This is a genomic window from Pseudomonas sp. v388 (assembly GCF_003935425.1).
Taxonomy (GTDB): Bacteria; Pseudomonadota; Gammaproteobacteria; order Pseudomonadales; family Pseudomonadaceae; genus Aquipseudomonas.
The window spans coordinates 315646-337363 of record NZ_RHQN01000005.1; the positions used below are offsets into that span (position 1 = coordinate 315646).

Genomic DNA, 21718 nt, shown 5'->3' on the forward strand with positions numbered 1-21718 from the left:
TTTGCTATCAGCTCTCTTCCGGCCAGAACCGCAGCGGCTTGCCTTCGGCCGGCCACAGGCGCAACTGTTCGATGGGGGAGATGTCCCAGCGTTGTACGCTCGGCAACGCCTGCAGGAAACGCTGTTCCTGCTCCATCAGCGCGGGGGCACACATTTTGCGCGTCTTGCCGACCGGACCGAAGCTGATGCTCTGATCTTGCAGGGTGTACGAAGCGAACCAGTGGTTGCAACCCGCATTGCCATAGGCGCGGCCGTCGGCACCCAGGGTCATGGTCAGATGGCTGCTGTCGATCAACGGACGTTCGCCGATCCATTCCAGCACATAGCTCTGATCCTTACGGATTGCCAGGGGTTCTGCTGCACAGCCGGCCAGCAGCGTGACTGCCAGCAGGCCGGGTAAAGCCAGGTATCTCATGCCGCTTGCCCCTGACATTTCTTGCACACGTGCTTCTCGCCTTCTGTTTTCCAGCCCAGCTCGGCGATGCGCGCGGTGGCAGCCGGTTTCTGTGCCTTCACGCCCAGCTTGCTCTCGACCATGAACTCGAAGTTCAGCTCGGCGCCGCAGCTGTCGCAGTTGACCTGCCACTGATGAATCGCCAGTTCGTCGAACACCGGGCCCTTGGCCACGGCAACCCATTGGCCCGGCGGGTTGATCAGGTGGCGGACCTTCTCGACGTGCAGGCGCATGTACAGGCTTTTGCTGCCCTTGATGGTGACCAGCAGTTGGTCATCGTTGTGGATCGAGCCGCCATTGCCGGTGACCTGGTAACGGCCAGGCCCCAGGGTGCGGCACTCGGTCAGGGTGTGCTGCGGGTTGAGCATGCTGTAGCGAAAATCGTGTTCCATGGGTCCTCCAGAATTGCGCGCATCCTATCACGCACCACTGGGGTCGTTGCAGCGTCCGTGACTCAACCGTCCACACGGTTCTGCGGCGTGCCTGCCGCCCAGGCGACGATATTGTCCAGCGTGGTCTGGGCAATCGCGCCCAGCGCCTCGCGGGTCAGGAAGGCCTGGTGCGCGGTGATCACCACGTTGGGGAACGTGAGCAGGCGCGCCAGCACGTCGTCCTGCAAGGGCAGGTCGGAACGGTCGGCGAAAAACAGTTCGGCTTCTTCTTCGTAGACATCGAGCCCCAGATAGCCCAGTTGCCCGCTTTTCAGCGCCTCGATCAGGGCCGGCGTTTCCACCAGCGCCCCGCGACCGGTGTTGATCAGCATGGCGCCGGGTTGCAGTGTCGCCAGCGATTGTCGGTTGATCATATGTCGGGTCTGCTCGGTGAGCGGGCAATGCAGGCTGATGATCTGCGCCTGGGCCAGCACGTCGGGCAGGCTCAGGTACTGGGCGCCCAGCGCCTGGACGTCGGGGTTGGGGAAGGGATCGTAGGCCAGCAGTTGGCAGCCGAAACCGGCCATGATTCTGGCGAAGGTCGCGCCGATCTGCCCGGTGCCGATAACCCCGACCGTCTTGCCCACCAGATCGAAACCGGTCAGGCCCTGCAAGCTGAAATTGCCGTCGCGGGTGCGGTTGTAGGCGCGGTGCAGATGCCGATTGAGGGACAGGATCAACGCCACGGCATGTTCGGCCACCGCATGGGGCGAGTACGCGGGGACGCGCACCACGCTCAGGCCCAGGCGCAGGGCGACCGGCAGGTCCACATGGTTGAAGCCTGCCGAACGCAGCGCGATCAGCTGGGTGCCGCTCGCAGCCAGCCGCTCCAGCACCGGCGCGCTGAGGTCATCGTTGATGAACGCGCAGATCACCGGAAAGCCCTCGGCCAGCGCCACCGTGTCCAGCCCCAGGCGAGCAGGCTGGAAATGCAGCTCAACGTCGTCCGGAATCCGCGCGGCGAGGAAGCTGTCGCGGTCATAGTTTTGACTGCTGAAGATAAGGATTCGCATGGTGGCTCCTATGGTGAGAGACCTGTGGAAGCCAGCTCTGCTGGCGATGGGGCCCCAACAGGCACAGCATCTGTATGCTCTGAAAAGCCGTCTTCGCCAGCAAGGCGGATTGCCGCCCGCTGGCTCCTACAGAACGCCTGCGTCAATCAGGCTGTCACCCGCGCCTCTGTCGCGAGGCGGTTGATGGCTTTTTCCAGGTCTTCCAGAGCGTCGTCGGTTTGTGGCGCATCTTGTTTGAGCAGGGTTTCGGCGCGCTGGCAGGCGGCTCGCAGCTGGGGAACGCCGCAATAGCGCGTGGCGCCGTGCAGGCGATGGACGCGTTCGATCAACCCTTGAATGTCCTGAGCGGCGCGGGCCGTGCGGATGGCTTCGCGATCGGCATCCAGCGACGCGAGCAGCATGGCCAGCATGTCGGTCGCCAGGTCCGCTTTGCCCGCGGCCAGACGCAGCCCTTCTTCATGGTCCAGGACCAGCGGGCCGACATGGCTGCCGTTGCCATCGCTGCTCCGTTCAGGCGCCGGGGCGCGCAGGGCCAGTCCGGTCCACTTGAGCACCACCTGGGCCAGTTGCCGTTCGCTGATGGGTTTGGTCAGGTAGTCATCCATGCCGCTTTGCAGCAGTGAGCGTTTTTCATTGGCCATGGCGTGGGCAGTGAGCGCGACGATGGGCAGCGGCGTGCTGTGGCGTTTGTCTTCCCAGATACGAATGGCTTCGGTGGCCTGGCGGCCGTCCATGTCCGGCATCTGCACGTCCATCAGCACCAGGTCGAAGACTTCCTGCTGCACGGCGCGCAGTGCCGCATGGCCGCCGTCCACCGCCACCACCTCGGCGCCCATGTCTTCGAGCAGGGTCTGGACCAGCAGCAGGTTGGCCGGGTTGTCGTCCACGCACAGCACCCGGGGTGGACGGCTCGACAGCGGCAGGCTGACGTCGTTGCGCACCGAGCGGGGAGCGATCAGTTCGGTGAGCGCGCGTTGCAGCTTGCGGGTGCAGGCCGGTTTGGACTGCAACTGGCTGTACACGTCGGGCACCGACAGCTGGAATAACGCCTGTTCGGTGGTCGGGCACAGCACCAATACCTTGCAGCCGAGGTTTTCCAGATCCCAGATGTGCTGGCGCAAGCGCTCCGGCGGAATTTCCACGGCGGTGACGCCCAGCACCGCCAGGTCGATGGCCGTCGGCGTCTGGTGCGCAGCGGTCACGCCGTTGAGCAGGTTTTCCAGGTTATTGAACACCAGGGTTTCCAGGCCGCAGTCTTCCAACTGGTGCTCCAGCGCCTGGCGCGCCAGGTCGTGGTGTTCCAGGACCGCTGCACGCAAGCCTTCGAGCGGCAGGCTCGGAGCGTCCTCGCTTTCGTCGTGGGCCTTGGGCAGGTTCAGGCTGATCCAGAATTCCGACCCCTGGCCCGGCGTGCTGTCCACGCCGATTTCGCCGCCCATCTGCTCGATGAGCCGCTTGGAAATCACCAGCCCCAGACCGGTGCCGCCGGGCTGGCGCGACAGGGAGTTGTCGGCCTGGCTGAAGGCCTGGAACAGCGCGCGCACGTCCTGGCTGGACAGGCCGATGCCGGTGTCCTGCACGCTGATGCGCAATTGGGCGTAGTCCTTGGTTTCGTCCTCCAGCATCGCCCGGGCCACGATGGTGCCTTCGCGGGTGAACTTGATGGCATTGCTGACCAGATTGGTCAGGATCTGCTTGAGGCGCAGCGGATCGCCGGTCAGCGCCAGCGGCGTGTCGCGGTACACCAGGCTGACCAGTTCCAGCTGCTTGGCGTGGGCGGCAGGCGCGAGGATGGTCAGGGTGTCCTGCAACAGATCCCGCAGGTTGAACGGGATGTTGTCGAGCACCAGCTTGCCGGCTTCGATCTTGGAGAAGTCGAGAATCTCGTTGATGATGCTCAGCAGGCTGTCGGCGGATTTCTCGATGGTGCCCAGGTAATCGAGCTGGCGCGGGGTAAGCTCGCTTTTCTGCAATAGGTGGGTGAAACCCAGGATGCCGTTCAACGGGGTGCGGATTTCATGGCTCATGTTGGCGAGAAATTCAGACTTGATGCGGCTGGCTTCCAGGGCTTCCTTGCGGGCCATGTCCAGCTCGATGTTCTGGATCTCAATGGTTTCCAGATTCTGCCGAACATCCTCAGTGGCCTGTTCGATGTTGTGCTGCAATTCCTCCTGGGCATTTTGCAGGCTGGCAGCCATGCGGTTGATGCCCGAGGCCAGCTCATCCAGCTCGCGGCTGCCCAACGGCGGCAATCGGGTCTCCAGATTGCCGTCCTTGAGTTGCGAGACCGCCTGCCGGATGCGGCTCAAGGGTTCGTTGATCGTCCGGCTCATGCGCACCGCCAGCACGGCGGTGAACGCCAGGCCCGCGGCGATCAGCAACAGGCTGGCAAACAGGCTTCGATAGCCGCGCAGCAAAGTGCCGTTGTGGGAGATTTCCAGATCCACCCAGCCCAACAGCGTGTTGGCCTCGTCGGCCATGATCGGGCCGGTCAGGTGCCGCTGATGCCCGAACACCGGCATCAGGTAGCGAGTCGCATCGTTGCCGGTACTGCTGAGCAGCTGCGAGCCGCTGCCAATCGGCGAAGGGCTGATCATGCTGGGGCCGGCGTGGGCCAGCAGGCTGCGGTCGATATCCAGGAACGACACGGCGCGCACATCGCCTTGTTCAAGGGTTTGCGAGGCGATGCGGCTGAGCAGGATCTTGTCCTTCTTGCCCAGAGCAGTGGCCGAAAGAGGCGCCAGCTCGGTGGCGATCATTTCGCCGCGCTGCAACAACTGGCCTTGCAGCTCGAACAACTGCATCCAGGTGAAATAGCTGCCCAGCACCAACGCCATGAGGCTGGCCGGAAGAATGGTCAGCAGCAGCACGCGGCCTTTGATACCCAGCTTGTTCAGCACGCTCTTTCTCCTGCGACGCGAAGCCCATCGGTCCGGCTCGGGCCGGGCTGCCCGACCGTTGGTGGGGGCAGCCCGCAGTTTAGCCATTCCTGACCGACAAATGGCGAATCGGCTGCTTATGCCATTTGGGAATAGAGAGCGCACTTTGCGTGATATGGCCTTGCGACGTTTGCCGGTATGATAGGCGCCCCCGCAGACTGGATCGCGAACACGCCATGACCCTGCAGTATCCGACTATTGCCGATTGCATCGGCAACACCCCGCTCGTGCGCCTGCAGCGCATGGGGGGAGACACCAGCAATACTCTCCTGCTCAAGCTCGAAGGTAACAACCCGGCCGGCTCGGTCAAAGACCGCCCGGCGCTGTCGATGATCGTGCGCGCCGAGCTGCGTGGCCAGATCCGCCCCGGCGATACCCTGATCGAGGCCACTTCCGGCAATACCGGCATCGCCCTGGCGATGGTCGCGGCGATCAAGGGCTACCGGATGATCCTGATCATGCCGGACAACTCCAGCGCCGAACGCAAAGCGGCGATGACCGCCTATGGTGCCGAGCTGATCCTGGTCAGCAAGGAAGAGGGCATGGAAGGCGCCCGTGACCTGGCCGAGCGCATGCAGGCCGAAGGCCGTGGCAAGGTGCTCGACCAGTTCGCCAACGGCGACAACCCCGAAGCGCACTACACCGCCACCGGCCCGGAAATCTGGCAGCAGACCGGCGGCAGCGTCACGCACTTCGTCAGTTCGATGGGCACCACCGGCACCATCATGGGCACCTCGCGCTACCTCAAGGAACAGAACCCGAACGTGCAGATCGTCGGCCTGCAACCGATGGAAGGCGCGTCGATCCCCGGTATCCGCCGCTGGCCCCACGAATACCTGCCGCGCATCTATCAGGAAGACCGCGTCGACCGCATTCTCGACATGGGCCAGACCGAAGCCGAAGACACCATGCGTCGCCTGGCCCGTGAAGAAGGCATTTTCTGCGGCGTGTCCTCCGGCGGATCGGTGGCCGGCATGCTGCGCCTGTCCCGTGAAGTGGAGAACGCCGTGATCGTCGCCATCATTTGTGACCGAGGCGACCGCTACCTGTCGACCGGCGTCTACGACGCGCCCAACTGATGGCCAAGCATGAAAGAGGGCTGCGCTTCCAGCCGACCGGTGGCGTCAAGGCCACTCAGATCCCGACCGGCAAGAAGCAGCGGCTGAGCATCGAGCGGCTGTCCAACGACGGTCGCGGCATCGCCTTCTTCGAGGGCAAGACCTGGTTCGTGACCGGCGCGCTGGCCGGCGAAGAGGTCGAGGCCCGCGTGCTCAACGCCCGTGGCAAGGTGGTCGAAGCGCGCACTGAGCGGGTGCTGACTACCAGCGCCATGCGTCGTCCCGCGGCCTGCATGCATTTCGGCCGCTGCGGCGGTTGCAGCGTGCAGCACATGCCCCACGACGAACAGCTTGCCCTGAAACAGCGCATGCTCGCGGAACAATTGTTGCGCGTGGCGAACGTCGAACCCGAGCAGTGGGCCGCGCCGTTGACCGGCCCGGAACTGGGCTATCGCCGACGCGCGCGGGTCGCGGTGCGCTGGGACGTCAAGGCCAAACGCCTGGACGTGGGTTTCCGCGCCATCGCCAGCCAGGACATCGTCGGCATCGAGCAATGCCCGGTGCTGGTACAGCCCTTGCAACCGGTCATGGCCGAGTTGCCCGCCCTGCTGAAAAAATTCAGCAAGCCTCAGGTGCTGGGGCATGTCGAGCTGTTCCGCGGCACGTCCACCGCTGTGCTGGTTCGCCATGTGGCACCCTTGGCCGACGCGGACCGGGCGCTGTTGCAGGCGTTCTGCGCCACCCATGACGCGCAATTGTGGCTGCATGGCGAAGGCGAGCCGCAACCGGCTGACCCGACTCAGACCCTGGGCTACCGGCTGGAACCCTGGAATCTGGAACTGGCCTGGCGGCCGGGCGATTTCATTCAGGTCAATGCGGCGGTGAACGACGCGATGATCGCCCAGGCGCTCGACTGGCTGGCACCTGCGGCCGGGGAGCGGGTCATGGACCTGTTCTGCGGGCTTGGCAATTTTGCCTTGCCGCTGGCACGCAAGGCCCGGGAGGTGGTGGCGGTCGAAGGGGTTGCGACCATGGTCGAGCGTGCAGCGGCCAACGCAATCGGCAATGATCTGCACAATGTGCAGTTCTTCCAGGCGGATCTTTCCCAACCGTTGATGCACGCGGATTGGGCAGTTGAAGGATTTTCTGCGGTACTCTTGGACCCGCCGCGTGACGGGGCGCTGGAGGTGGTGCGCCAGATCGGGAAATCAGGCGCCGGACGGCTGCTTTATGTTTCATGCAATCCGGCAACTTTGGCTCGTGACACGGTCGAATTGGTCAATCAGGGCTACCGATTAAAACGCGCCGGAATCCTCGACATGTTTCCTCAGACGGCGCATGTCGAGGCGATGGCTTTATTTGAAATGAGTAAGTGAGCAGCGGTTCATTGGATCGAATCTGCGGCTGACAGGGAGTCTCATTTAATCCGACTGGCCCGCGAATGCCGGTCCTTGCTGGCCCGGCAAGTGGCATTCGCAGAGAAGGCCGGCGACTGAAGGCGCTATTCATCGCGCCGTAGGGAAGGTAAGCAACATGGTACAGGTGAGAGCACACCAGCCGATAAATACAGACGGCAGTATCAATCTCGATGCCTGGCTTGATCATATCGTCAGCGTCGACCTGGTCCTGGACCGGGAAATAATGAAACAAGCCTGTGAATTCGCCCGGCAAGCCGAGCAGAAGGATCAGGACGGCAAGACCCCCGGCAAGAGCCATTGGATCGAGGGCTATTCCAGCTTCCAGGCGGGGCTGGAAATTGCCGAGATCCTTGCGGACCTCAAGCTGGATCAGGATTCCCTCGTCGCAGCGGTGATCTACCGTGGCGTGCGGGAAGGGCGCATTGCGCTGGCTGACGTCGAGCAGCGTTTCGGTGCCACCGTGGCCAAGCTGATCGATGGCGTGCTGCGCATGGCCGCGATCAGCGCCAGTCTCAGCCCGCGCCAGTCGCTGGTGCTGGGCAGTCAGGTGCAGGTCGAGAACCTGCGCAAGATGCTGGTGGCGATGGTCGACGACGTGCGCGTCGCGCTGATCAAGCTGGCCGAGCGGACCTGCGCGATTCGCGCGGTGAAGAACGCCGGCGACGAGAAGCGCAACCGCGTGGCACGGGAAGTCTTCGACATCTACGCGCCCCTGGCTCACCGCCTGGGCATCGGGCATATCAAATGGGAGCTGGAGGACCTGTCCTTTCGCTACCTGGAGCCCGATCAGTACAAGCAGATCGCCAAGCTGCTGCATGAGCGTCGCCTCGATCGCGAGCGCTTCATCACCGATGTCATGACCCAGCTCGACAACGAACTGCAGGCCACCGGCGTGAAAGCCGACATCAGCGGCCGTGCCAAACATATCTACTCCATCTGGCGCAAAATGCAGCGCAAGGGCCTGGCCTTCAGCCAGATCTACGACGTGCGTGCGGTGCGCGTGCTGGTCCCGGAAATGCGCGATTGCTACACCGCGCTGGGCATCGTGCACACCTTGTGGCGGCACATTCCCAAGGAATTCGACGACTACATCGCCAACCCCAAGGAAAACGGCTATCGCTCGCTGCACACCGCGGTGATCGGCCCGGAAGGCAAGGTGCTGGAAGTGCAGATCCGCACCCACGCCATGCACGAAGAAGCCGAATTGGGGGTGTGCGCGCACTGGCGCTACAAGGGCACCGACGTCAAATCCAGCTCCAACCACTACGAAGAGAAAATCTCGTGGCTGCGTCAGGTACTGGAATGGCACGAAGAACTGGGCGATATCGGCGGGCTGGCGGAACAGCTGCGCGTCGATATCGAACCGGATCGGGTCTACGTCTTCACGCCCGACGGCCATGCCATCGACTTGCCCAAGGGCGCTACGCCGCTGGACTTCGCCTATCGGGTGCACACCGAAATCGGCCACAACTGCCGGGGCGCGAAGATCAACGGGCGGATCGTACCGCTCAACTACAGCCTGCAGACCGGTGAACAGGTCGAGATCATCACCAGCAAGCAGGGCACGCCCAGCCGCGACTGGCTGAACTCCAACCTGGGTTACATCACCACGTCCAGGGCGCGGGCCAAGATCGTCCACTGGTTCAAGTTGCAGGCGCGCGACCAGAACGTCGCCGCAGGCAAGAGCCTGCTGGAGCGCGAGCTGGCGCGGGTGGCCCTGCCGCAGGTCGATTTCGACAAGCTGGCCGACAAGGCCAACTACAAGACCGCCGAAGACCTGTTCGCCGCACTGGGCGCCGGGGATTTGCGCCTGACCCAACTGGTCAACCTCGCCCAGCAGCAGGTCGAGCCGGATCGCCTCAACGAAGTCGAGCTGATCCCGCGCAAGGCCACCGGCTACAAGCCAGGCAAGCGGGGCGACATCCAGATCCAGGGCGTGGGCAACCTCATGACCCAGATCGCCGGTTGCTGCCAGCCGCTGCCGGGTGATGCGATCGTCGGTTACATCACCCAGGGGCGTGGCGTGACCATTCACCGCCAGGACTGCGCCTCGGTGCTGCAACTGGGCGGGCGCGAGCCGGAGCGGATCATTCAGGTCAGCTGGGGGCCGGTGCCGGTGCTCACCTATCCGGTGGACATCATCATTCGCGCCTACGACCGTTCCGGGCTGCTGCGTGACGTTACCCAGGTCCTGCTCAACGAGCGGATCAACGTGCTGGCGGTCAATACCCGTTCGAACAAGGAAGACAACACTGCGCTCATGTCGCTGACCATCGAGATCCCGGGCCTCGAAGCCCTGGGTCGGTTGCTGGGGCGTATTTCCCAGCTGCCGAACATCATCGAGACGCGGCGTAATAGAACGCCTTGAGCACTCACGCGCTCCTACAGCGAATCTGTAGGAGCGAGCTTGCTCGCGAAGAGGCCGGAACAGACACATAAATGTGTTGTTCGTGGCGAGCAAGCTCCCTCCCACAGAGCAAGAGGCATCAATGTATACACTCGACGACCTGCTGCATCTCATGGCCCGGCTGCGTGATCCGCAATTCGGTTGCCCTTGGGATTTGAAGCAGACCTACGCGAGCATCGTGCCGCACACGCTGGAAGAAGCCTATGAAGTGGCTGATGCCATCGAGCGCGGTGATTTCGATCATCTTCAGGGCGAGCTGGGCGATCTGCTGTTTCAGGTGGTGTTCTACGCCCAGTTGGCCAAGGAAGAAGGACGCTTCGAGTTTGACGGCGTGATCGACGGCATCACCCGCAAGCTGCTGCGTCGTCATCCGCATGTGTTTCCCACCGGTGAGCTGCACGCGCCGAAAGAAATCCCGCGCCTGACCGACAACGAGGTCAACCGGCGCTGGGACGAAATCAAGGCTCAAGAGCGTGCCGAGAAAACCAATGCGCCGCAGCAGCTGTCATTGCTCGATGATGTGCCCGTTGCACTGCCGGCGTTGAGCCGCGCGGCCAAGTTGCAAAAGCGAGCGGCGCAGGTCGGTTTCGACTGGCCCGAGGCGTTGCCGGTGGTCGACAAGGTGCGCGAAGAGCTTGATGAAGTGCTTGAAGCCATGGCCGAGAACGATGCTGCGGCGGTGGCCGACGAGATCGGTGATCTGCTGTTTGTGGTGGTGAATCTGGCGCGGCATCTTAAAGTCGACCCGGAAACTGCGTTACGCTCGGCCAACAGCAAGTTCGACAGACGCTTCCGATATATTGAACAGGCATTGCGCCACACCCAGCGTCCCATCGAAGATTGCACCCTCGAGGAAATGGACGCTCTGTGGGGCGAGGCCAAACGTCAGGAAAAGAACGCGCCCGGCTGTGGCTGAGCGCGCGGCAACTGCATAAGTGAGTAGACAGATGAGCATTTCTCTTCGTGACCAGTTGCTCAAGGCAGGACTGGTCAACCAGAAGCAGGCCAAACAGGTCAGCAAAGAAAAGCAGAAAGAACAGCGTCTGGTGCACAAGGGCCAGGCCCAGGCCGACGATTCACAAAAGCGCGCCGCCCAGGAAGCCATGGCGGAAAAGGCCAGGCGTGACCAGGAGCTGAATCGCCAGCAGCAGGAGAAGGTCGAGCAGAAAGCCCGCGCCGCGCAGATCAAGCAATTGATCGAAGTATCGCGCCTGCCCAAGCTGACCACCGAGGATTACTACAACTTCGTTGACGACAAAAAGGTCAAGCGCATCTCGGTCAACGCTCTGGTGCGCAACAAGCTGAGCAGTGGCTCGCTGGCCATCGTGCATCACGGCGGCGGTTACGAGATCATTCCTCGCGAGGCTGCACTGAAGATCCAGGAACGCGATCCACGTCGCATCGTGCTGCTCAACACTCCGACCGAAGCGCCGGATGCGGATGACCCGTATGCCGCGTATCAGGTGCCTGACGACCTGATGTGGTAAGACGCCCAAGCCCGCCCCTACGAAGCCTGGACATTTCGTAGGAGCGAGCTGGCTCGCGGTGGGCTGCAAAAGCAGCCCCCATTCCAACTACAAGCCTCCAATTACTGATCCCGCCGACTCTCCAAAGCTTCGAGTTCTTCCTTGTACCGATTCGCATCGGACTCGTCATGGAACATCCCTACCAACTGGTCCTGCTGATGCACATCCCAGATATGAATACCGTGGCCAACGGTTTCGTGGGAAAGATGAGCGTCGTCTCGTTCAGTCACTTTTACAGTCATATCGATAGGCTCCTGACTCTGGAAACTGCGGCGATGTGTCGCAGGCCTCTTTTATAGGTTTTGTTAGCTTCCTAAGTAAATAGTCTGAAGGTCCGGTTGGGGCGTCAGGAATCGTTAATTCGTTCGCAGGCCTTATGTTCTGTGGCTTGTAGCGGGGGTGGTCGAAGATGAAGGTTTGTTCATGTGCGCCGCGGTCCCATGGGAGGGAGCTTGCTCGCGATCTGGTGCGCAGCGGCAGCAAATGGATCTTCGACCAGTCCGGGTATCTGCGCCATCGTTCGTCGCCAGCAAGCTGCCTCCCACATGAGGCGATTCGCCATTGGACACCCAACAAAAAGCCCCGCTAAAAAGCGGGGCTCGGCGATGCAGGACGTTGGGATCAGCTGCCTTTGACAGCCTTGCCGTTGACCGTGCCGTCCAGCAGCATGATGTTGTATTCCTTGCCGTCGGTTTCGACCTGTTGCAGGCGCACCAGCAGGTAGTCCCAGTCCTTGGCGAACCACAGCACGGTGATGCGCTTGCTTTGCGTCGGGTCGCGGACGCGTTCCACCTTGATGGCGTCAACCTGGCCGGCCTTGGTGTCAACCTTCTCCGAACCCAGCACGCGGAAGTCATAGGTGTCTACTTCGTCGCCGTCGACGACCTGGTAGCTCATGCTCTTCTTGCCGGCGGCCACGTCATGCTGCAACGCCAGCTGGTAGGTGGATTTGTCGAGGATGCCACGGTTGAGCGGCAGCTTCACCGCGTCGCCACGGTCGGTGCCGGTGACGAACTTGTTGGCCCAGTCGAAGGACAGGTCGATTTTCTTGGACTTGCCCAGGCCGCTGCGCTCAAAGCTGTAGGTCTGCGGCAGCATGGTGTCCTTGTCGACCTTCAGCGTGCTGACTTCGGTCAGGCTGGCGATCATCATGGAGGCCTTGAAGTTGAGCGTCCAGGTGCCGTCGGCGCCCGCTTCGAGGCTGCGCTCGGCGGTGCCGCTCATGGGCAGCTGTTTCCAGTCGGCGGTGTAGCTGGCGGAGAAGGGTTGAAGGTCTGCCGCTTGTACAGCCGGCAAAGCGAACAGAGCGAAAGCGAAGAGCAAGGCGCGTCGCATGGTATCTCCTAGTTTCGAATCAAGTGGCCGCTGGCCGGAAGTAACTGGCCGTCGAGCAAGGCGCCTTGTTCGCCAAGGCTTAACCGGCCTTCGGCGAACCAGCGGATCGCCAGCGGATAAATGCGGTGCTCCTGAGTATGAACCCGCTGCGCGAGTGTCGCGGGCGAGTCCTGCAACTGTACCGAAATAACTGCCTGTACGACCAGAGGGCCGCCATCGAGTTCCTCGGTGACAAAATGCACGCTGCATCCGTGTTGCGCATCGCCGGCGTCCAGCACGCGCTGATGCGTATGCAGGCCTTTATAGAGCGGCAGCAGGGAAGGGTGGATGTTGAGCAGGCGGCCGTGATAGTGGCGCACGAAGTTCGCGCTGAGGATTCGCATGAACCCCGCCAGTACCACCAGCTGCGGATTGAAGGTATCGATCAGTTCGATCAGCGCGGCATCGAAGGCTTCGCGACCTTCGTATGCCTTGTGATCCAGAACGCAGGCTTCGATGCCTGCGTCCCTGGCCCGCTGCAGGCCGAACGCGTCTTCCTTGTTGGAAATGACCGCGCGGATCCGGACGGGGGTGGCCCCGTCCTTGAAGCTGTCGATCATTGCCTGAAGGTTGCCACCGGTGCCGGAGAGCAGCACCACGACGTTGCAGGTGGCTGACATCAATGGGCCTTGACGTTCTTCAGCTCGACTTGTGCGGCACCTTGCGGCGCGGTGGCGATCTGGCCGATCACCCAAGGCTGTTCGCCGGTTTCACGCAGAACGTTCAGGGCTGCCTCGACATGCTCCTGCGCCACGCAGATGACCATGCCGACGCCGCAGTTCAATACGCGGTGCATCTCGTGCTCGTCGACGTTGCCCTGCTGCTGCAACCAGTCGAACACGGCCGGACGCTGCCAGCTGGCGACGTCGACCACGGCCTGTGCGCCTTCCGGCAGAACGCGCGGGATATTGTCCAGCAGGCCGCCGCCGGTGATGTGCGCCATGGCCTTGACCGCGCCGGTGTCCTTGATCAGCTTGAGCAGCTGCTTGACGTAGATGCGGGTCGGCGCCATCAGCAGTTCGGTCAGCGGCTTGCCGTCGAGCTGGATGTTTTCGATATCGGCACCTGCCACTTCGATGATCTTGCGGATCAGCGAGTAGCCGTTGGAATGCGGGCCGGAAGACGGCAGGGCGATCAGTGCATCGCCAGCGGCAACCTTGGAACCGTCGATGATTTCAGCCTTTTCCACGACGCCTACGCAGAAGCCGGCCAGGTCGTAGTCTTCGCCTTCGTACATGCCGGGCATTTCAGCGGTTTCGCCGCCGACCAGCGAGCAGCCGGCCAGTTCGCAGCCCGCGCCGATGCCGGTGACGACCTGAGCGGCGGTGTCGACATTGAGCTTGCCGGTGGCGTAGTAGTCGAGGAAGAACAGCGGCTCGGCACCGCATACCACCAGGTCGTTGACGCACATGGCCACCAGATCGATGCCGATGCTGTCGTGCTTGTTCAGGTTCAAGGCCAGACGCAGCTTGGTGCCGACGCCGTCGGTACCCGAGACCAGCACCGGCTGCTTGTAACCGGCCGGGATTTCGCAGAGGGCGCCGAAACCTCCCAGGCCGCCCATGACTTCCGGACGCTTGGTGCGCTTGGCGACGCTCTTGATGCGTTCGACCAATGCTTCACCGGCGTCGATGTCTACACCGGCGTCTTTGTAGCTCAGGGAGGGTTGCTTGCTCATAAAAATCCAGGCCTTTAGGGGGGATTCGGGGGTATCGACCGCAGCGGCGGGGCCGGAGGCAGCGCTTGCGCGCAATGCCTTGTTGGGCCGCCACCATCGCCAGTCTGCGAAGGCGCGCGATTTTATCAGGCTTGCACCGCAGGGGCCATCCTTGGGCCGACAGTAGGGGAGGTGTCAGGCAAAATAAACCGCTGTCGTGCGCCTCGCGACGTTCGACTGTGGCCTTTTAAGGTGTACTTTAAGGTGAATGAATCGAGCCTGCCTGCTGTCCTAGGCTCGTTACTCCTCCTGAAGCCGCACTTTCACGGCGTTTTTCTTTCCGTTCGGGATCTGTCCATGCGTTTTTCCAACATTCTTTTCGCCGGCTGCCTGTCGCTGTTCAGCCTGCCCGGCCTTGCCGAAACCGTCAGCAATCTTTATCAGGTGCGCGAGCCGGTCAGCGGTCAGTCTCCCGATGAGCGCAATCGCGCCACTCAGGCGGCGCTCGAAACCCTGGTGCTGCGCCTGACCGGCGACGCCAAGGCGGCGCAAGGCTCGGCGCTGGCCGAGCTGCGTAAAGACCCGCAACAAGTGATCAGCCAGTACGGCTACGAAGCCGGTCCGCCGGAAACCTTGCTGGTGGATTTCGATCCGGCGACCACCGACCGCGCCTTGCGCCAGGCCGGCCTGCCGATCTGGGGCAGCAATCGCCCGTCGATCCTGGGCTGGTGGCTCAACGACTCGGTCGAAGGCTCCAACCTGGTCGGCGATGGTCAGGGTTCCGCCGAGCCGCTGCGCCGCGCTGCCCAGCACCGTGGCTTGCCGTTGCGCCTGCCACTGGCCGATCTCAGCGAACAGAGCATGGGCACTGCGCAGGCGCTGGAAAGCAAAGACGCCGCCGCGCTCAAGGAAGCCTCCGAGCGTTACGGTGCCGACGCGATTCTTGCCGTACATGCCAAGGAAGACGCAGGCCAGTGGCAGGGCAAATGGCAGCTGTGGCTGGGTGATCAGCGCGAACAAGGCACCGCGACCGCTGCCGACTCCAGGGCGCTGGCCGATGCCGTGCTGCTGGCGGTGAGTCAGCGCCTGGCGCCGCGCTTCGTCGCCCGGCCCGGCGCCTCCAGCGGCGTGGTCCTGCAAGTACAGGGCATGACGCTGGAGCGCTATGCCGAAATGTTGCGTCTGCTGGAGCCTTTCGGCGGGCGTCTCAAGGCGGTCGAGGGTGACCGGCTGGACTTTGAAGTTGCCGGCAATCCGGAGCAGGTCCGCGCGCAATTGGCCTTGGGCAAGTTGCAGGAGATCCCTGCCGCCGAAGCCGCCGCAGCGCAAACCGCGCCTGTTCAGGTTCCGGTCGATGCCGCCGCGCAGCCTTCGGCGCCAGTCGCTGCACCGGCGCCGACCATCGTTCCGGCTGCGGCGCCGCAACTGTATTTCCGCTGGTGACCCGCGACGGGTCGCAAGCGAGCTGTTCCATCTGGATTGAGAGACATTGATGACTGATACACGGCGCTGGTTCTGGCTTGGCGGGATTGTCCTGCTGGTGGCCTTCATATTCCTGCTGCACCCGATCCTGATGCCGTTTCTGGTCGCGTTGCTGCTGGCCTACATGGGCGACCCGCTGGTGGACCGCCTGGAAAAACTCGGCCTGTCCCGGACCCTGAGCGTGGTCGCGGTGTTCGGCCTGTTCACCTTGATCCTGATGGCTTTGCTGTTGGTGCTGGTGCCGATGCTCGCCAAGCAGTTGATGCGCCTCTATGAGCTGGCGCCGCAGATCCTCGATTGGCTGCAGCACACGGCAATGCCGTGGGTGCAGGCCAAGTTCGGGCTGTCGGACGGCTTCTGGCGTTTCGATCGGGTCAAGGCCGCCATCTCCGAACACATGGGCCAGGCGGGCGATATCGTCGGCATCGTGCTGTCCCGTGCCACGGCATCGAGCCTGGCGCTGATCGGCTGGCTGACCAATCTGGTGCTGATCCCGGTGGTGTGCTTCTACCTGCTGCGCGACTGGGACCTGATGATGGGCAAGATTCGCAGCCTGCTGCCGCGTCAGCGCGAGGCGCAGGTGGTCAAGCTGGCCGGGGAATGCCATGAAGTGCTGGGCGCGTTCATTCGCGGCCAGTTGCTGGTGATGGTCGGCCTGGGCGTGATCTACGCCGCCGGCCTGATGCTGGTGGGCCTGGAGCTGGGGCTGTTGATCGGCGTGATCGCAGGCCTGGCGGCCATCGTGCCTTATATGGGCTTTGTGATCGGCATTGGTGCGGCGTTGGTGGCCGGACTGTTCCAGTTTGGCGGCGACCTGTATCCGATGCTGGGCATCGTGGCGGTATTCATGATCGGTCAGGCGCTGGAAGGCATGGTGCTGACGCCGTTGCTGGTCGGCGACCGCATCGGCCTGCACCCGGTGGCGGTGATCTTCGCGATCCTGGCCGGCGGCGAGCTGTTCGGTTTCACCGGTATCCTGCTGGCGCTGCCGGTGGCGGCGGTGATCATGGTGCTGGTGCGCCACGCCCACGACCTGTACAAAGACTCGGAGATCTACGGCGGCGCCGAAGACCCGGACCTCTGAGCCTGCTTGACCTTATGTAAATGACCCGGTCGGCCGCGCACGCGTGTGTCGGTCGACCGGTTTGTCCATTTGAAGTACGCAAACCTTTGATTTTGCAGGCGCATTGTGCGACCTGCCCCCGCGGGTATAAACTTTGCGCACTTTACACAGAGGCCCTTGGCGGTTCGCTTGAACCGTTCAGTCAGCATGAAACCGATTCAGCTGCCCTTGAGTGTGCGTCTGCGTGATGACGCTACATTCGTCAATTACTATCCAGGCGCCAATGCCGCTGCACTCGGCTATGTCGAGCGGCTGTGCGAAGCCGACGCCGGATGGACCGAAAGCCTCATCTATCTGTGGGGCAAGGACGGAGTAGGGCGCACCCACCTGTTGCAGGCCGCGTGTCTGCGCTTCGAGCAGATGGGCGAACCGGCGGTGTACCTGCCGCTGGCCGAGGTCATCGATGAAGGTATCGAGCTGTTCGACCACCTGGAGCAGTACGAGCTGGTCTGCCTGGATGATCTACAGGCGGTAGTTGGCAAGCCGGAGTGGGAAGAAGCCCTGTTTCATCTGTTCAATCGGCTGCGCGACAGCGGCCGTCGCCTGCTGATCGCCGCATCCAAGTCGCCTCGGGAGCTGCCGGTCAAGCTGCCTGACCTCAAGTCCCGCCTGACCATGGCGCTGGTATTCCAGATGCGCGGTCTGTCCGACGAAGACAAACTGCGCGCCTTGCAGCTGCGTGCCTCGCGACGCGGCCTGCACCTGACCGATGACGTCGGGCATTTCATCCTCACCCGTGGCACCCGCAGCATGAGCGCGCTGTTCGAGCTGCTGGAACGTCTGGACCAGGCCTCGTTGCAGGAAAAGCGCAAGCTGACCATTCCATTCCTCAAAGAAACCCTCGGATGGTAGATCAGGCCTTGCTGATGCAAACGGCGGCTGCACTGCGCCATGCACAGCGAATCCTGATCATTACCGGCGCCGGGCTGTCGGCCGATTCCGGTCTGCCGACCTATCGCGGCGTGGGTGGCCTGTACAACGGCATGACCGATGACGGCCTGCCCATCGAAATGGCGCTATCCGGCCCGATGCTGCGCCGCGACCCGGCGCTGTGCTGGAAGTACGTCGCACAACTGGCCACGGCGTGCCTGGGTGGTCAACCCAATGAAGCGCATTACGCCATCGCGCAACTGCAACGCTTGAAACCCGAATGCTGGGTGCTGACCCAGAACGTCGACGGCTATCACCGCGCCGCCGGCAGCCCGCCGGAACGGCTGATCGAGATCCATGGCCGGATCGCACCGTTGTTCTGCCAGTCGTGCGCTGCGCAAGATCCGGAGTTGAGCGTGCATCTCCAGCGCCCATTACCGCCGTTATGTCGGACGTGTGGTGGCATATTGCGACCGTCCGTCGTGCTGTTCGAGGAAATGCTGCCGGAACTCGCCTTGCAAACGCTGCATGACGAGATGGCAAAAGGCTTTGATGCGGTGCTGAGTATCGGCACCACCGCCAGCTTCCCATACATCCATGAACCGGTGCTGCGCACCCGTATTTGCGGGGGATTCACCGCCGAGATCAATCCTGTGGCAACCGATCACAGTGCGCAGATGGACGCCTTTTTCAGGGCGCGAGCGGTACATGTCATGTCTCAACTCGTAAGTCACATTTAGTTCGATTGAATTTGCAAATCGACCTGAGAGAAGGCATAGTCTCGCCTTCTTTACAGTTCAGCCACGGTCGTGCCCATGCAAGTTGTTCGCTTCGCACCCCTCGTGCCTCTCGCACTTGTCACTTTGCTGTTCGGTTGCTCGGCCAATATGCCGGTTTCTCAACAAGAGCCCGTACCGCATAAAGCGCAATATCAGACTTCGAATACCGCTCCGTCCGCCGCCAGCCGTGCCGACGTCGCAGACCTTCAGGAAGAGCTGGCCACTGAAGCTGAGCTGGCCCGTTTTGCCGACAACAAGCCTTATCAGCTGCCGGTCCTGGCCGACAGCATCCTGGAACGCGGCAAGTCGCTGATCGGCACTCGCTACCGTTTCGGGGGTTCCTCGACCACGTCCGGGTTCGATTGCAGCGGCTTCATCGGTTACCTGTTTCGCGAAGAAGCGGGCATGACCTTGCCCCGCTCGACCCGTGACATGATCAATGTGGACGCTCCTCTGGTGGCCCGCAGCAACCTCAAGCCCGGCGACCTGCTGTTCTTCAGCACCCGTGGCCGCGGTCGCGTCAGTCACGCCGCGATCTACCTGGGCGACGATCAGTTCATCCACTCCAGCAGCCGCCGCAGCGGTGGCGTGCGCATCGACAGCCTCGATGACGCGTACTGGAGCAAGACGTTCATCGAAGCCAAGCGCGCTCTGGCCATGGCGCCCGGCACCGGCGTGGCGAAAGCCAAGCCTGCCGCGCAGACGACTGCCATGACATCGACTAAAGTCAAGACCGCAGTAAAACGCCGTAAATAATGCGATGCGCAGGCAGCCCGAAGGGTTGTCTGCGTTTTCGGGCTTCTCGGCAGCGTAAGCCGCATCCGGATCAGGACGTTGTGGGTTATGTCGATTAAGTTGCGCCTGACTGTTATCTCCCTCGCTGCACTGCTGGGCGCCTGCGCCAGCGCTCCTGCTCCCAAGGCTCCGGTGGTGTACCGGCCGGTGGTTACCGCTCCCCCGCAAATCATGCCTCAGGCTGCCGAAGACGTGCTGTTTCGCGCGCTCGGACTGGTCGGCACGCCGTATCGCTGGGGCGGCAACACGCCGGACTCGGGTTTCGATTGCAGTGGTTTGATTGGCTACGTCTATCGTGATGCGGCCGGTATCTCCTTGCCGCGCTCGACCCGCGACATGATCGTGATCCGCGCGCCGGATGTGAAAATCGACCAGTTGCAATCGGGTGACCTGGTGTTCTTCGCCACATCGGGCGGTTCGCAGGTATCCCATGCCGGGATCTACGTCGGGGAAGGGCGCTTCGTCCATGCACCGGCCAGCGGCGGGACGGTCAAGCTGGACAGCCTGAACAAGCCGTATTGGCAGAAAGCCTACCTCAACGCCAAGCGCGTGATCCAGGCGTCAAACCTGGCCCAGAACGCGCACTGATCGTGTGAGCGGACCGGTCCGCTCTCACCGTTTTGATGCGGTCCATGTGGGAGCGGACCGGGCGGCGCTCCCACAGGCTTACTGCCGGGCCGACGTCACCCGCCAGATCGTGTTCCCCACGTCATCCGCCACCAGCAATCCGCCGCGCTGATCGTTGACCACGCCGACCGGCCGGCCCATGGCCTTTTCGTCCTTGTTCAGAAACCCGCTCAACACATCGATCGGCGCGCCGACGGGTTTGCCGCCGCTGAACGGGATGAAGACTACCTTGTATCCGCTAAACGGCTTGCGGTTCCACGAGCCGTGCTGGCCGATGAACAGGCCTTCGTTGAACGGCGCCTTCAGGGTCTTGCCATCGGCAAACACCAGGCCCAGCGAGGCGGTGTGCGGGCCGACCGCATAGTCGGGCACGATGGCCTTGGCCACCAGATCCGGATTCTGCGGTTTCACGCGCTCATCCACATGCTGACCGTAATAGCTGTAAGGCCAGCCATAGAAACCGCCGTCCTGTACCGAGGTCACGTAATCGGGCACCAGATCGCTGCCGATTTCGTCACGCTCGTTGACCGCCGTCCACAATTTTCCGGTGGCCGGTTCCCAGTCCATGCCGTTGGGGTTGCGCAGGCCGGAGGCGAAGATGCGGTGCTGGCCGCTGGCGGCGTCGACTTCCCAGATCGCGGCTCGGCCTTGCTCCTGATCCATGCCGTTCTCGGCCACGTTGCTGTTGGAGCCGACCGTCACGTACAACTTGCTGCCGTCCTTGCTGGCAATCACATTCTTGGTCCAATGGTGATTGAGCGTGCCACCGGGAAGGTCGACGACCTTGGTCGGCTGCGCGCTGATCGAGGTCTGACCGACTTCATACGGGAAGCTGATCAGGCGGTCGGTATCGGCGACATACAGTTTGTTGCCCACCAGCGTCATGCCGAACGGTGAGTTGAGGTCTTTGAGCAAGACGGTGCGGGTTTCCGCCACGCCGTCCTGGTTGGTGTCGCGCAGCAGCGTGATGCGGTTGGCGCTCGGCACGCCGGCTCCCGCACGGCCCATGACTTTCTTCATGACCCAGCCACGGATTCCCTTTTCGTCGTCCGGCTTGGGCGGCGCATTGGTTTCGGCCACCAGCACATCGCCGTTGGGCAGCACGTACAGCCAACGCGGATGATCCAGCCCTTCGGCGAACGCGGCGACCTGGGTGCCGGGTGCGGCCACCGGCTTGGCGTCTTTCTCCCAGCCGATCGCCGGCGCGATGTTGACGGTGGGGATCAGCGTCTTGTTCGGCGGCGGCAGTGTGGGCGCGGGGCCGGTGCCGTCCGAGACTTGCAGTGTCGAGGACTCGCCGCAGCCGGCAAGGCCGCCTGCGATCAGAAGCAGAACCGCCAGTTGGGGTCTGAGCTTGAACATGTGCACTCTCCATAAGGGCCTGATCCGGTAGACGGCCCGTCAAGCAGATAGAGAAGGTCCGGCCCGCGAGGTTCCATCGGCCTTCCATATAGGCGCCATGTCGATTGACGCTCCCAGTCCAACCCTCTACCCTTCGCGGTTTGTTTCAGGTGCTCCGCAATCGCCGATTGGCGGAGTGAAACAGGGAAGCCGGTAAGTATCGACAGATCCGATCCCGGCGCTGCCCCCGCAACGGTGGATGAGTCAAGGCTGCGCAACAGGCCACTGTGCTTAGGTACGGGAAGGCGCGTAGTCGGGGAAACCCGCTCATGAGCCCGGAGACCGGCCTGATTCACTCAATGGCATCACGGAGGGTGATGCTCTGCGCAGGGCGTTGCCGTGCTGTCCAGTGCTGTCCTTCCGT

20 protein-coding genes and 1 riboswitch are annotated in these 21718 nt (G+C 62.7%); of the genes, 11 read left to right on the forward strand and 9 right to left on the reverse strand.

Features of this window, described 5'->3' with window-relative positions; all coding sequences use genetic code 11:
* Positions 1-7 precede the first annotated feature (7 nt).
* The 4 genes from EGJ27_RS14305 to EGJ27_RS14320 form a co-directional block, all read right to left on the reverse strand.
* A complete protein-coding gene (locus EGJ27_RS14305) occupies positions 8-415 on the reverse strand; it encodes an META domain-containing protein (RefSeq protein ID WP_125831401.1) in 408 nt (135 codons plus the stop codon).
* Positions 412-846 (reverse strand): hypothetical protein, encoded by a 435-nt coding sequence (locus EGJ27_RS14310; RefSeq protein ID WP_125831402.1) that lies wholly within the window; start codon positions 844-846, stop codon positions 412-414. Before EGJ27_RS14310 ends, EGJ27_RS14305 begins: the two co-directional genes overlap by 4 nt.
* A gap of 62 nt (positions 847-908) precedes the next feature.
* The gene (locus EGJ27_RS14315) at positions 909-1898 is read right to left on the reverse strand and encodes a 2-hydroxyacid dehydrogenase (protein ID WP_125831403.1); all 990 of its coding nucleotides are present in this window, start codon (positions 1896-1898) and stop codon (positions 909-911) included.
* A 146-nt stretch (positions 1899-2044) separates the two neighbouring features.
* Positions 2045-4798, reverse strand: coding sequence for a response regulator (locus EGJ27_RS14320; RefSeq protein ID WP_125831404.1), 2754 nt, complete (start codon positions 4796-4798; stop codon positions 2045-2047).
* 215 nt (positions 4799-5013) lie between these two features.
* Here EGJ27_RS14320 and cysM point away from each other — a divergent pair, with 215 nt between their 5' ends.
* The 5 genes from cysM to EGJ27_RS14345 all read left to right on the forward strand — a co-directional run bounded on the left by cysM (position 5014) and on the right by EGJ27_RS14345 (position 11207).
* The gene (cysM, locus tag EGJ27_RS14325; protein WP_125831405.1) at positions 5014-5916 is read left to right on the forward strand and encodes a cysteine synthase CysM; all 903 of its coding nucleotides are present in this window, start codon (positions 5014-5016) and stop codon (positions 5914-5916) included.
* The gene (gene rlmD, locus EGJ27_RS14330; protein WP_125831406.1) at positions 5916-7271 is read left to right on the forward strand and encodes a 23S rRNA (uracil(1939)-C(5))-methyltransferase RlmD; all 1356 of its coding nucleotides are present in this window, start codon (positions 5916-5918) and stop codon (positions 7269-7271) included. The genes cysM and rlmD overlap by 1 nt, the downstream gene beginning before the upstream one ends.
* A gap of 157 nt (positions 7272-7428) precedes the next feature.
* Positions 7429-9681, forward strand: a complete 2253-nt coding sequence (gene relA / locus EGJ27_RS14335) for a GTP diphosphokinase (RefSeq protein ID WP_125831407.1) — start codon at positions 7429-7431, stop codon at positions 9679-9681.
* 121 nt (positions 9682-9802) lie between these two features.
* The gene (mazG, locus tag EGJ27_RS14340; RefSeq protein WP_125831408.1) at positions 9803-10636 is read left to right on the forward strand and encodes a nucleoside triphosphate pyrophosphohydrolase; all 834 of its coding nucleotides are present in this window, start codon (positions 9803-9805) and stop codon (positions 10634-10636) included.
* Positions 10637-10667: 31 nt separating this feature from the next.
* Positions 10668-11207, forward strand: a complete 540-nt coding sequence (locus tag EGJ27_RS14345; protein ID WP_125831409.1) for a DUF2058 domain-containing protein — start codon at positions 10668-10670, stop codon at positions 11205-11207.
* 101 nt (positions 11208-11308) lie between these two features.
* Here the strand turns inward: EGJ27_RS14345 and EGJ27_RS14350 are convergent, their stop codons facing one another.
* The 4 genes from EGJ27_RS14350 to purM all read right to left on the reverse strand — a co-directional run bounded on the left by EGJ27_RS14350 (position 11309) and on the right by purM (position 14298).
* Positions 11309-11488, reverse strand: coding sequence for a hypothetical protein (locus EGJ27_RS14350; RefSeq protein ID WP_125831410.1), 180 nt, complete (start codon positions 11486-11488; stop codon positions 11309-11311).
* 379 nt (positions 11489-11867) lie between these two features.
* Positions 11868-12581 (reverse strand): DUF3108 domain-containing protein, encoded by a 714-nt coding sequence (locus tag EGJ27_RS14355; protein WP_125831411.1) that lies wholly within the window; start codon positions 12579-12581, stop codon positions 11868-11870.
* A gap of 8 nt (positions 12582-12589) precedes the next feature.
* Positions 12590-13240, reverse strand: a complete 651-nt coding sequence (gene purN, locus EGJ27_RS14360) for a phosphoribosylglycinamide formyltransferase (protein WP_125831412.1) — start codon at positions 13238-13240, stop codon at positions 12590-12592.
* The gene (purM, locus tag EGJ27_RS14365; RefSeq protein ID WP_125831413.1) at positions 13240-14298 is read right to left on the reverse strand and encodes a phosphoribosylformylglycinamidine cyclo-ligase; all 1059 of its coding nucleotides are present in this window, start codon (positions 14296-14298) and stop codon (positions 13240-13242) included. Before purM ends, purN begins: the two co-directional genes overlap by 1 nt.
* Positions 14299-14634: 336 nt before the next feature.
* Between purM and EGJ27_RS14375 the strand changes: the two genes are divergently transcribed.
* The 6 genes from EGJ27_RS14375 to EGJ27_RS14400 all read left to right on the forward strand — a co-directional run bounded on the left by EGJ27_RS14375 (position 14635) and on the right by EGJ27_RS14400 (position 19914).
* A complete protein-coding gene (locus EGJ27_RS14375) occupies positions 14635-15720 on the forward strand; it encodes a DUF2066 domain-containing protein (RefSeq protein WP_125831414.1) in 1086 nt (361 codons plus the stop codon).
* A gap of 49 nt (positions 15721-15769) precedes the next feature.
* Complete coding sequence (locus tag EGJ27_RS14380; RefSeq protein WP_125831415.1) at positions 15770-16843, forward strand: AI-2E family transporter; 1074 nt, start codon at positions 15770-15772, stop codon at positions 16841-16843.
* A 186-nt stretch (positions 16844-17029) separates the two neighbouring features.
* Complete coding sequence (hda, locus tag EGJ27_RS14385) at positions 17030-17734, forward strand: DnaA regulatory inactivator Hda (RefSeq protein ID WP_057407945.1); 705 nt, start codon at positions 17030-17032, stop codon at positions 17732-17734.
* Positions 17728-18492, forward strand: coding sequence for an NAD-dependent deacylase (locus tag EGJ27_RS14390; protein WP_177523025.1), 765 nt, complete (start codon positions 17728-17730; stop codon positions 18490-18492). The genes hda and EGJ27_RS14390 overlap by 7 nt, the downstream gene beginning before the upstream one ends.
* A 75-nt stretch (positions 18493-18567) precedes the next feature.
* The gene (locus EGJ27_RS14395; RefSeq protein ID WP_125831416.1) at positions 18568-19287 is read left to right on the forward strand and encodes a C40 family peptidase; all 720 of its coding nucleotides are present in this window, start codon (positions 18568-18570) and stop codon (positions 19285-19287) included.
* 87 nt (positions 19288-19374) lie between these two features.
* A complete protein-coding gene (locus EGJ27_RS14400) occupies positions 19375-19914 on the forward strand; it encodes a C40 family peptidase (protein ID WP_125831417.1) in 540 nt (179 codons plus the stop codon).
* 78 nt (positions 19915-19992) lie between these two features.
* Here the strand turns inward: EGJ27_RS14400 and EGJ27_RS14405 are convergent, their stop codons facing one another.
* The gene (locus EGJ27_RS14405; RefSeq protein ID WP_125831418.1) at positions 19993-21315 is read right to left on the reverse strand and encodes a sorbosone dehydrogenase family protein; all 1323 of its coding nucleotides are present in this window, start codon (positions 21313-21315) and stop codon (positions 19993-19995) included.
* Between the two features lie 130 nt (positions 21316-21445).
* Positions 21446-21660, forward strand: a riboswitch (cobalamin riboswitch).
* Positions 21661-21718 lie beyond the last annotated feature (58 nt).

Bases quoted from the DNA above. Each gene is read 5' to 3' on its own strand.
- EGJ27_RS14405 (WP_125831418.1), bottom strand. From the start codon at position 21,315: ATGTTCAAGCTCAGACCCCAACTGGCGGTTCTGCTTCTGATCGCAGGC.
- relA (WP_125831407.1), top strand. From the start codon at position 7,429: ATGGTACAGGTGAGAGCACACCAGCCGATAAATACAGACGGCAGTATC.
- EGJ27_RS14355 (WP_125831411.1), bottom strand. From the start codon at position 12,581: ATGCGACGCGCCTTGCTCTTCGCTTTCGCTCTGTTCGCTTTGCCGGCT.
- EGJ27_RS14345 (WP_125831409.1), top strand. From the start codon at position 10,668: ATGAGCATTTCTCTTCGTGACCAGTTGCTCAAGGCAGGACTGGTCAAC.
- EGJ27_RS14390 (WP_177523025.1), top strand. From the start codon at position 17,728: ATGGTAGATCAGGCCTTGCTGATGCAAACGGCGGCTGCACTGCGCCAT.
- EGJ27_RS14395 (WP_125831416.1), top strand. From the start codon at position 18,568: ATGCAAGTTGTTCGCTTCGCACCCCTCGTGCCTCTCGCACTTGTCACT.
- EGJ27_RS14375 (WP_125831414.1), top strand. From the start codon at position 14,635: ATGCGTTTTTCCAACATTCTTTTCGCCGGCTGCCTGTCGCTGTTCAGC.
- mazG (WP_125831408.1), top strand. From the start codon at position 9,803: ATGTATACACTCGACGACCTGCTGCATCTCATGGCCCGGCTGCGTGAT.
- EGJ27_RS14350 (WP_125831410.1), bottom strand. From the start codon at position 11,488: ATGACTGTAAAAGTGACTGAACGAGACGACGCTCATCTTTCCCACGAA.
- EGJ27_RS14380 (WP_125831415.1), top strand. From the start codon at position 15,770: ATGACTGATACACGGCGCTGGTTCTGGCTTGGCGGGATTGTCCTGCTG.
- cysM (WP_125831405.1), top strand. From the start codon at position 5,014: ATGACCCTGCAGTATCCGACTATTGCCGATTGCATCGGCAACACCCCG.
- EGJ27_RS14310 (WP_125831402.1), bottom strand. From the start codon at position 846: ATGGAACACGATTTTCGCTACAGCATGCTCAACCCGCAGCACACCCTG.
- rlmD (WP_125831406.1), top strand. From the start codon at position 5,916: ATGGCCAAGCATGAAAGAGGGCTGCGCTTCCAGCCGACCGGTGGCGTC.
- EGJ27_RS14400 (WP_125831417.1), top strand. From the start codon at position 19,375: ATGTCGATTAAGTTGCGCCTGACTGTTATCTCCCTCGCTGCACTGCTG.
- hda (WP_057407945.1), top strand. From the start codon at position 17,030: ATGAAACCGATTCAGCTGCCCTTGAGTGTGCGTCTGCGTGATGACGCT.
- EGJ27_RS14305 (WP_125831401.1), bottom strand. From the start codon at position 415: ATGAGATACCTGGCTTTACCCGGCCTGCTGGCAGTCACGCTGCTGGCC.
- purN (WP_125831412.1), bottom strand. From the start codon at position 13,240: ATGTCAGCCACCTGCAACGTCGTGGTGCTGCTCTCCGGCACCGGTGGC.
- EGJ27_RS14315 (WP_125831403.1), bottom strand. From the start codon at position 1,898: ATGCGAATCCTTATCTTCAGCAGTCAAAACTATGACCGCGACAGCTTC.
- purM (WP_125831413.1), bottom strand. From the start codon at position 14,298: ATGAGCAAGCAACCCTCCCTGAGCTACAAAGACGCCGGTGTAGACATC.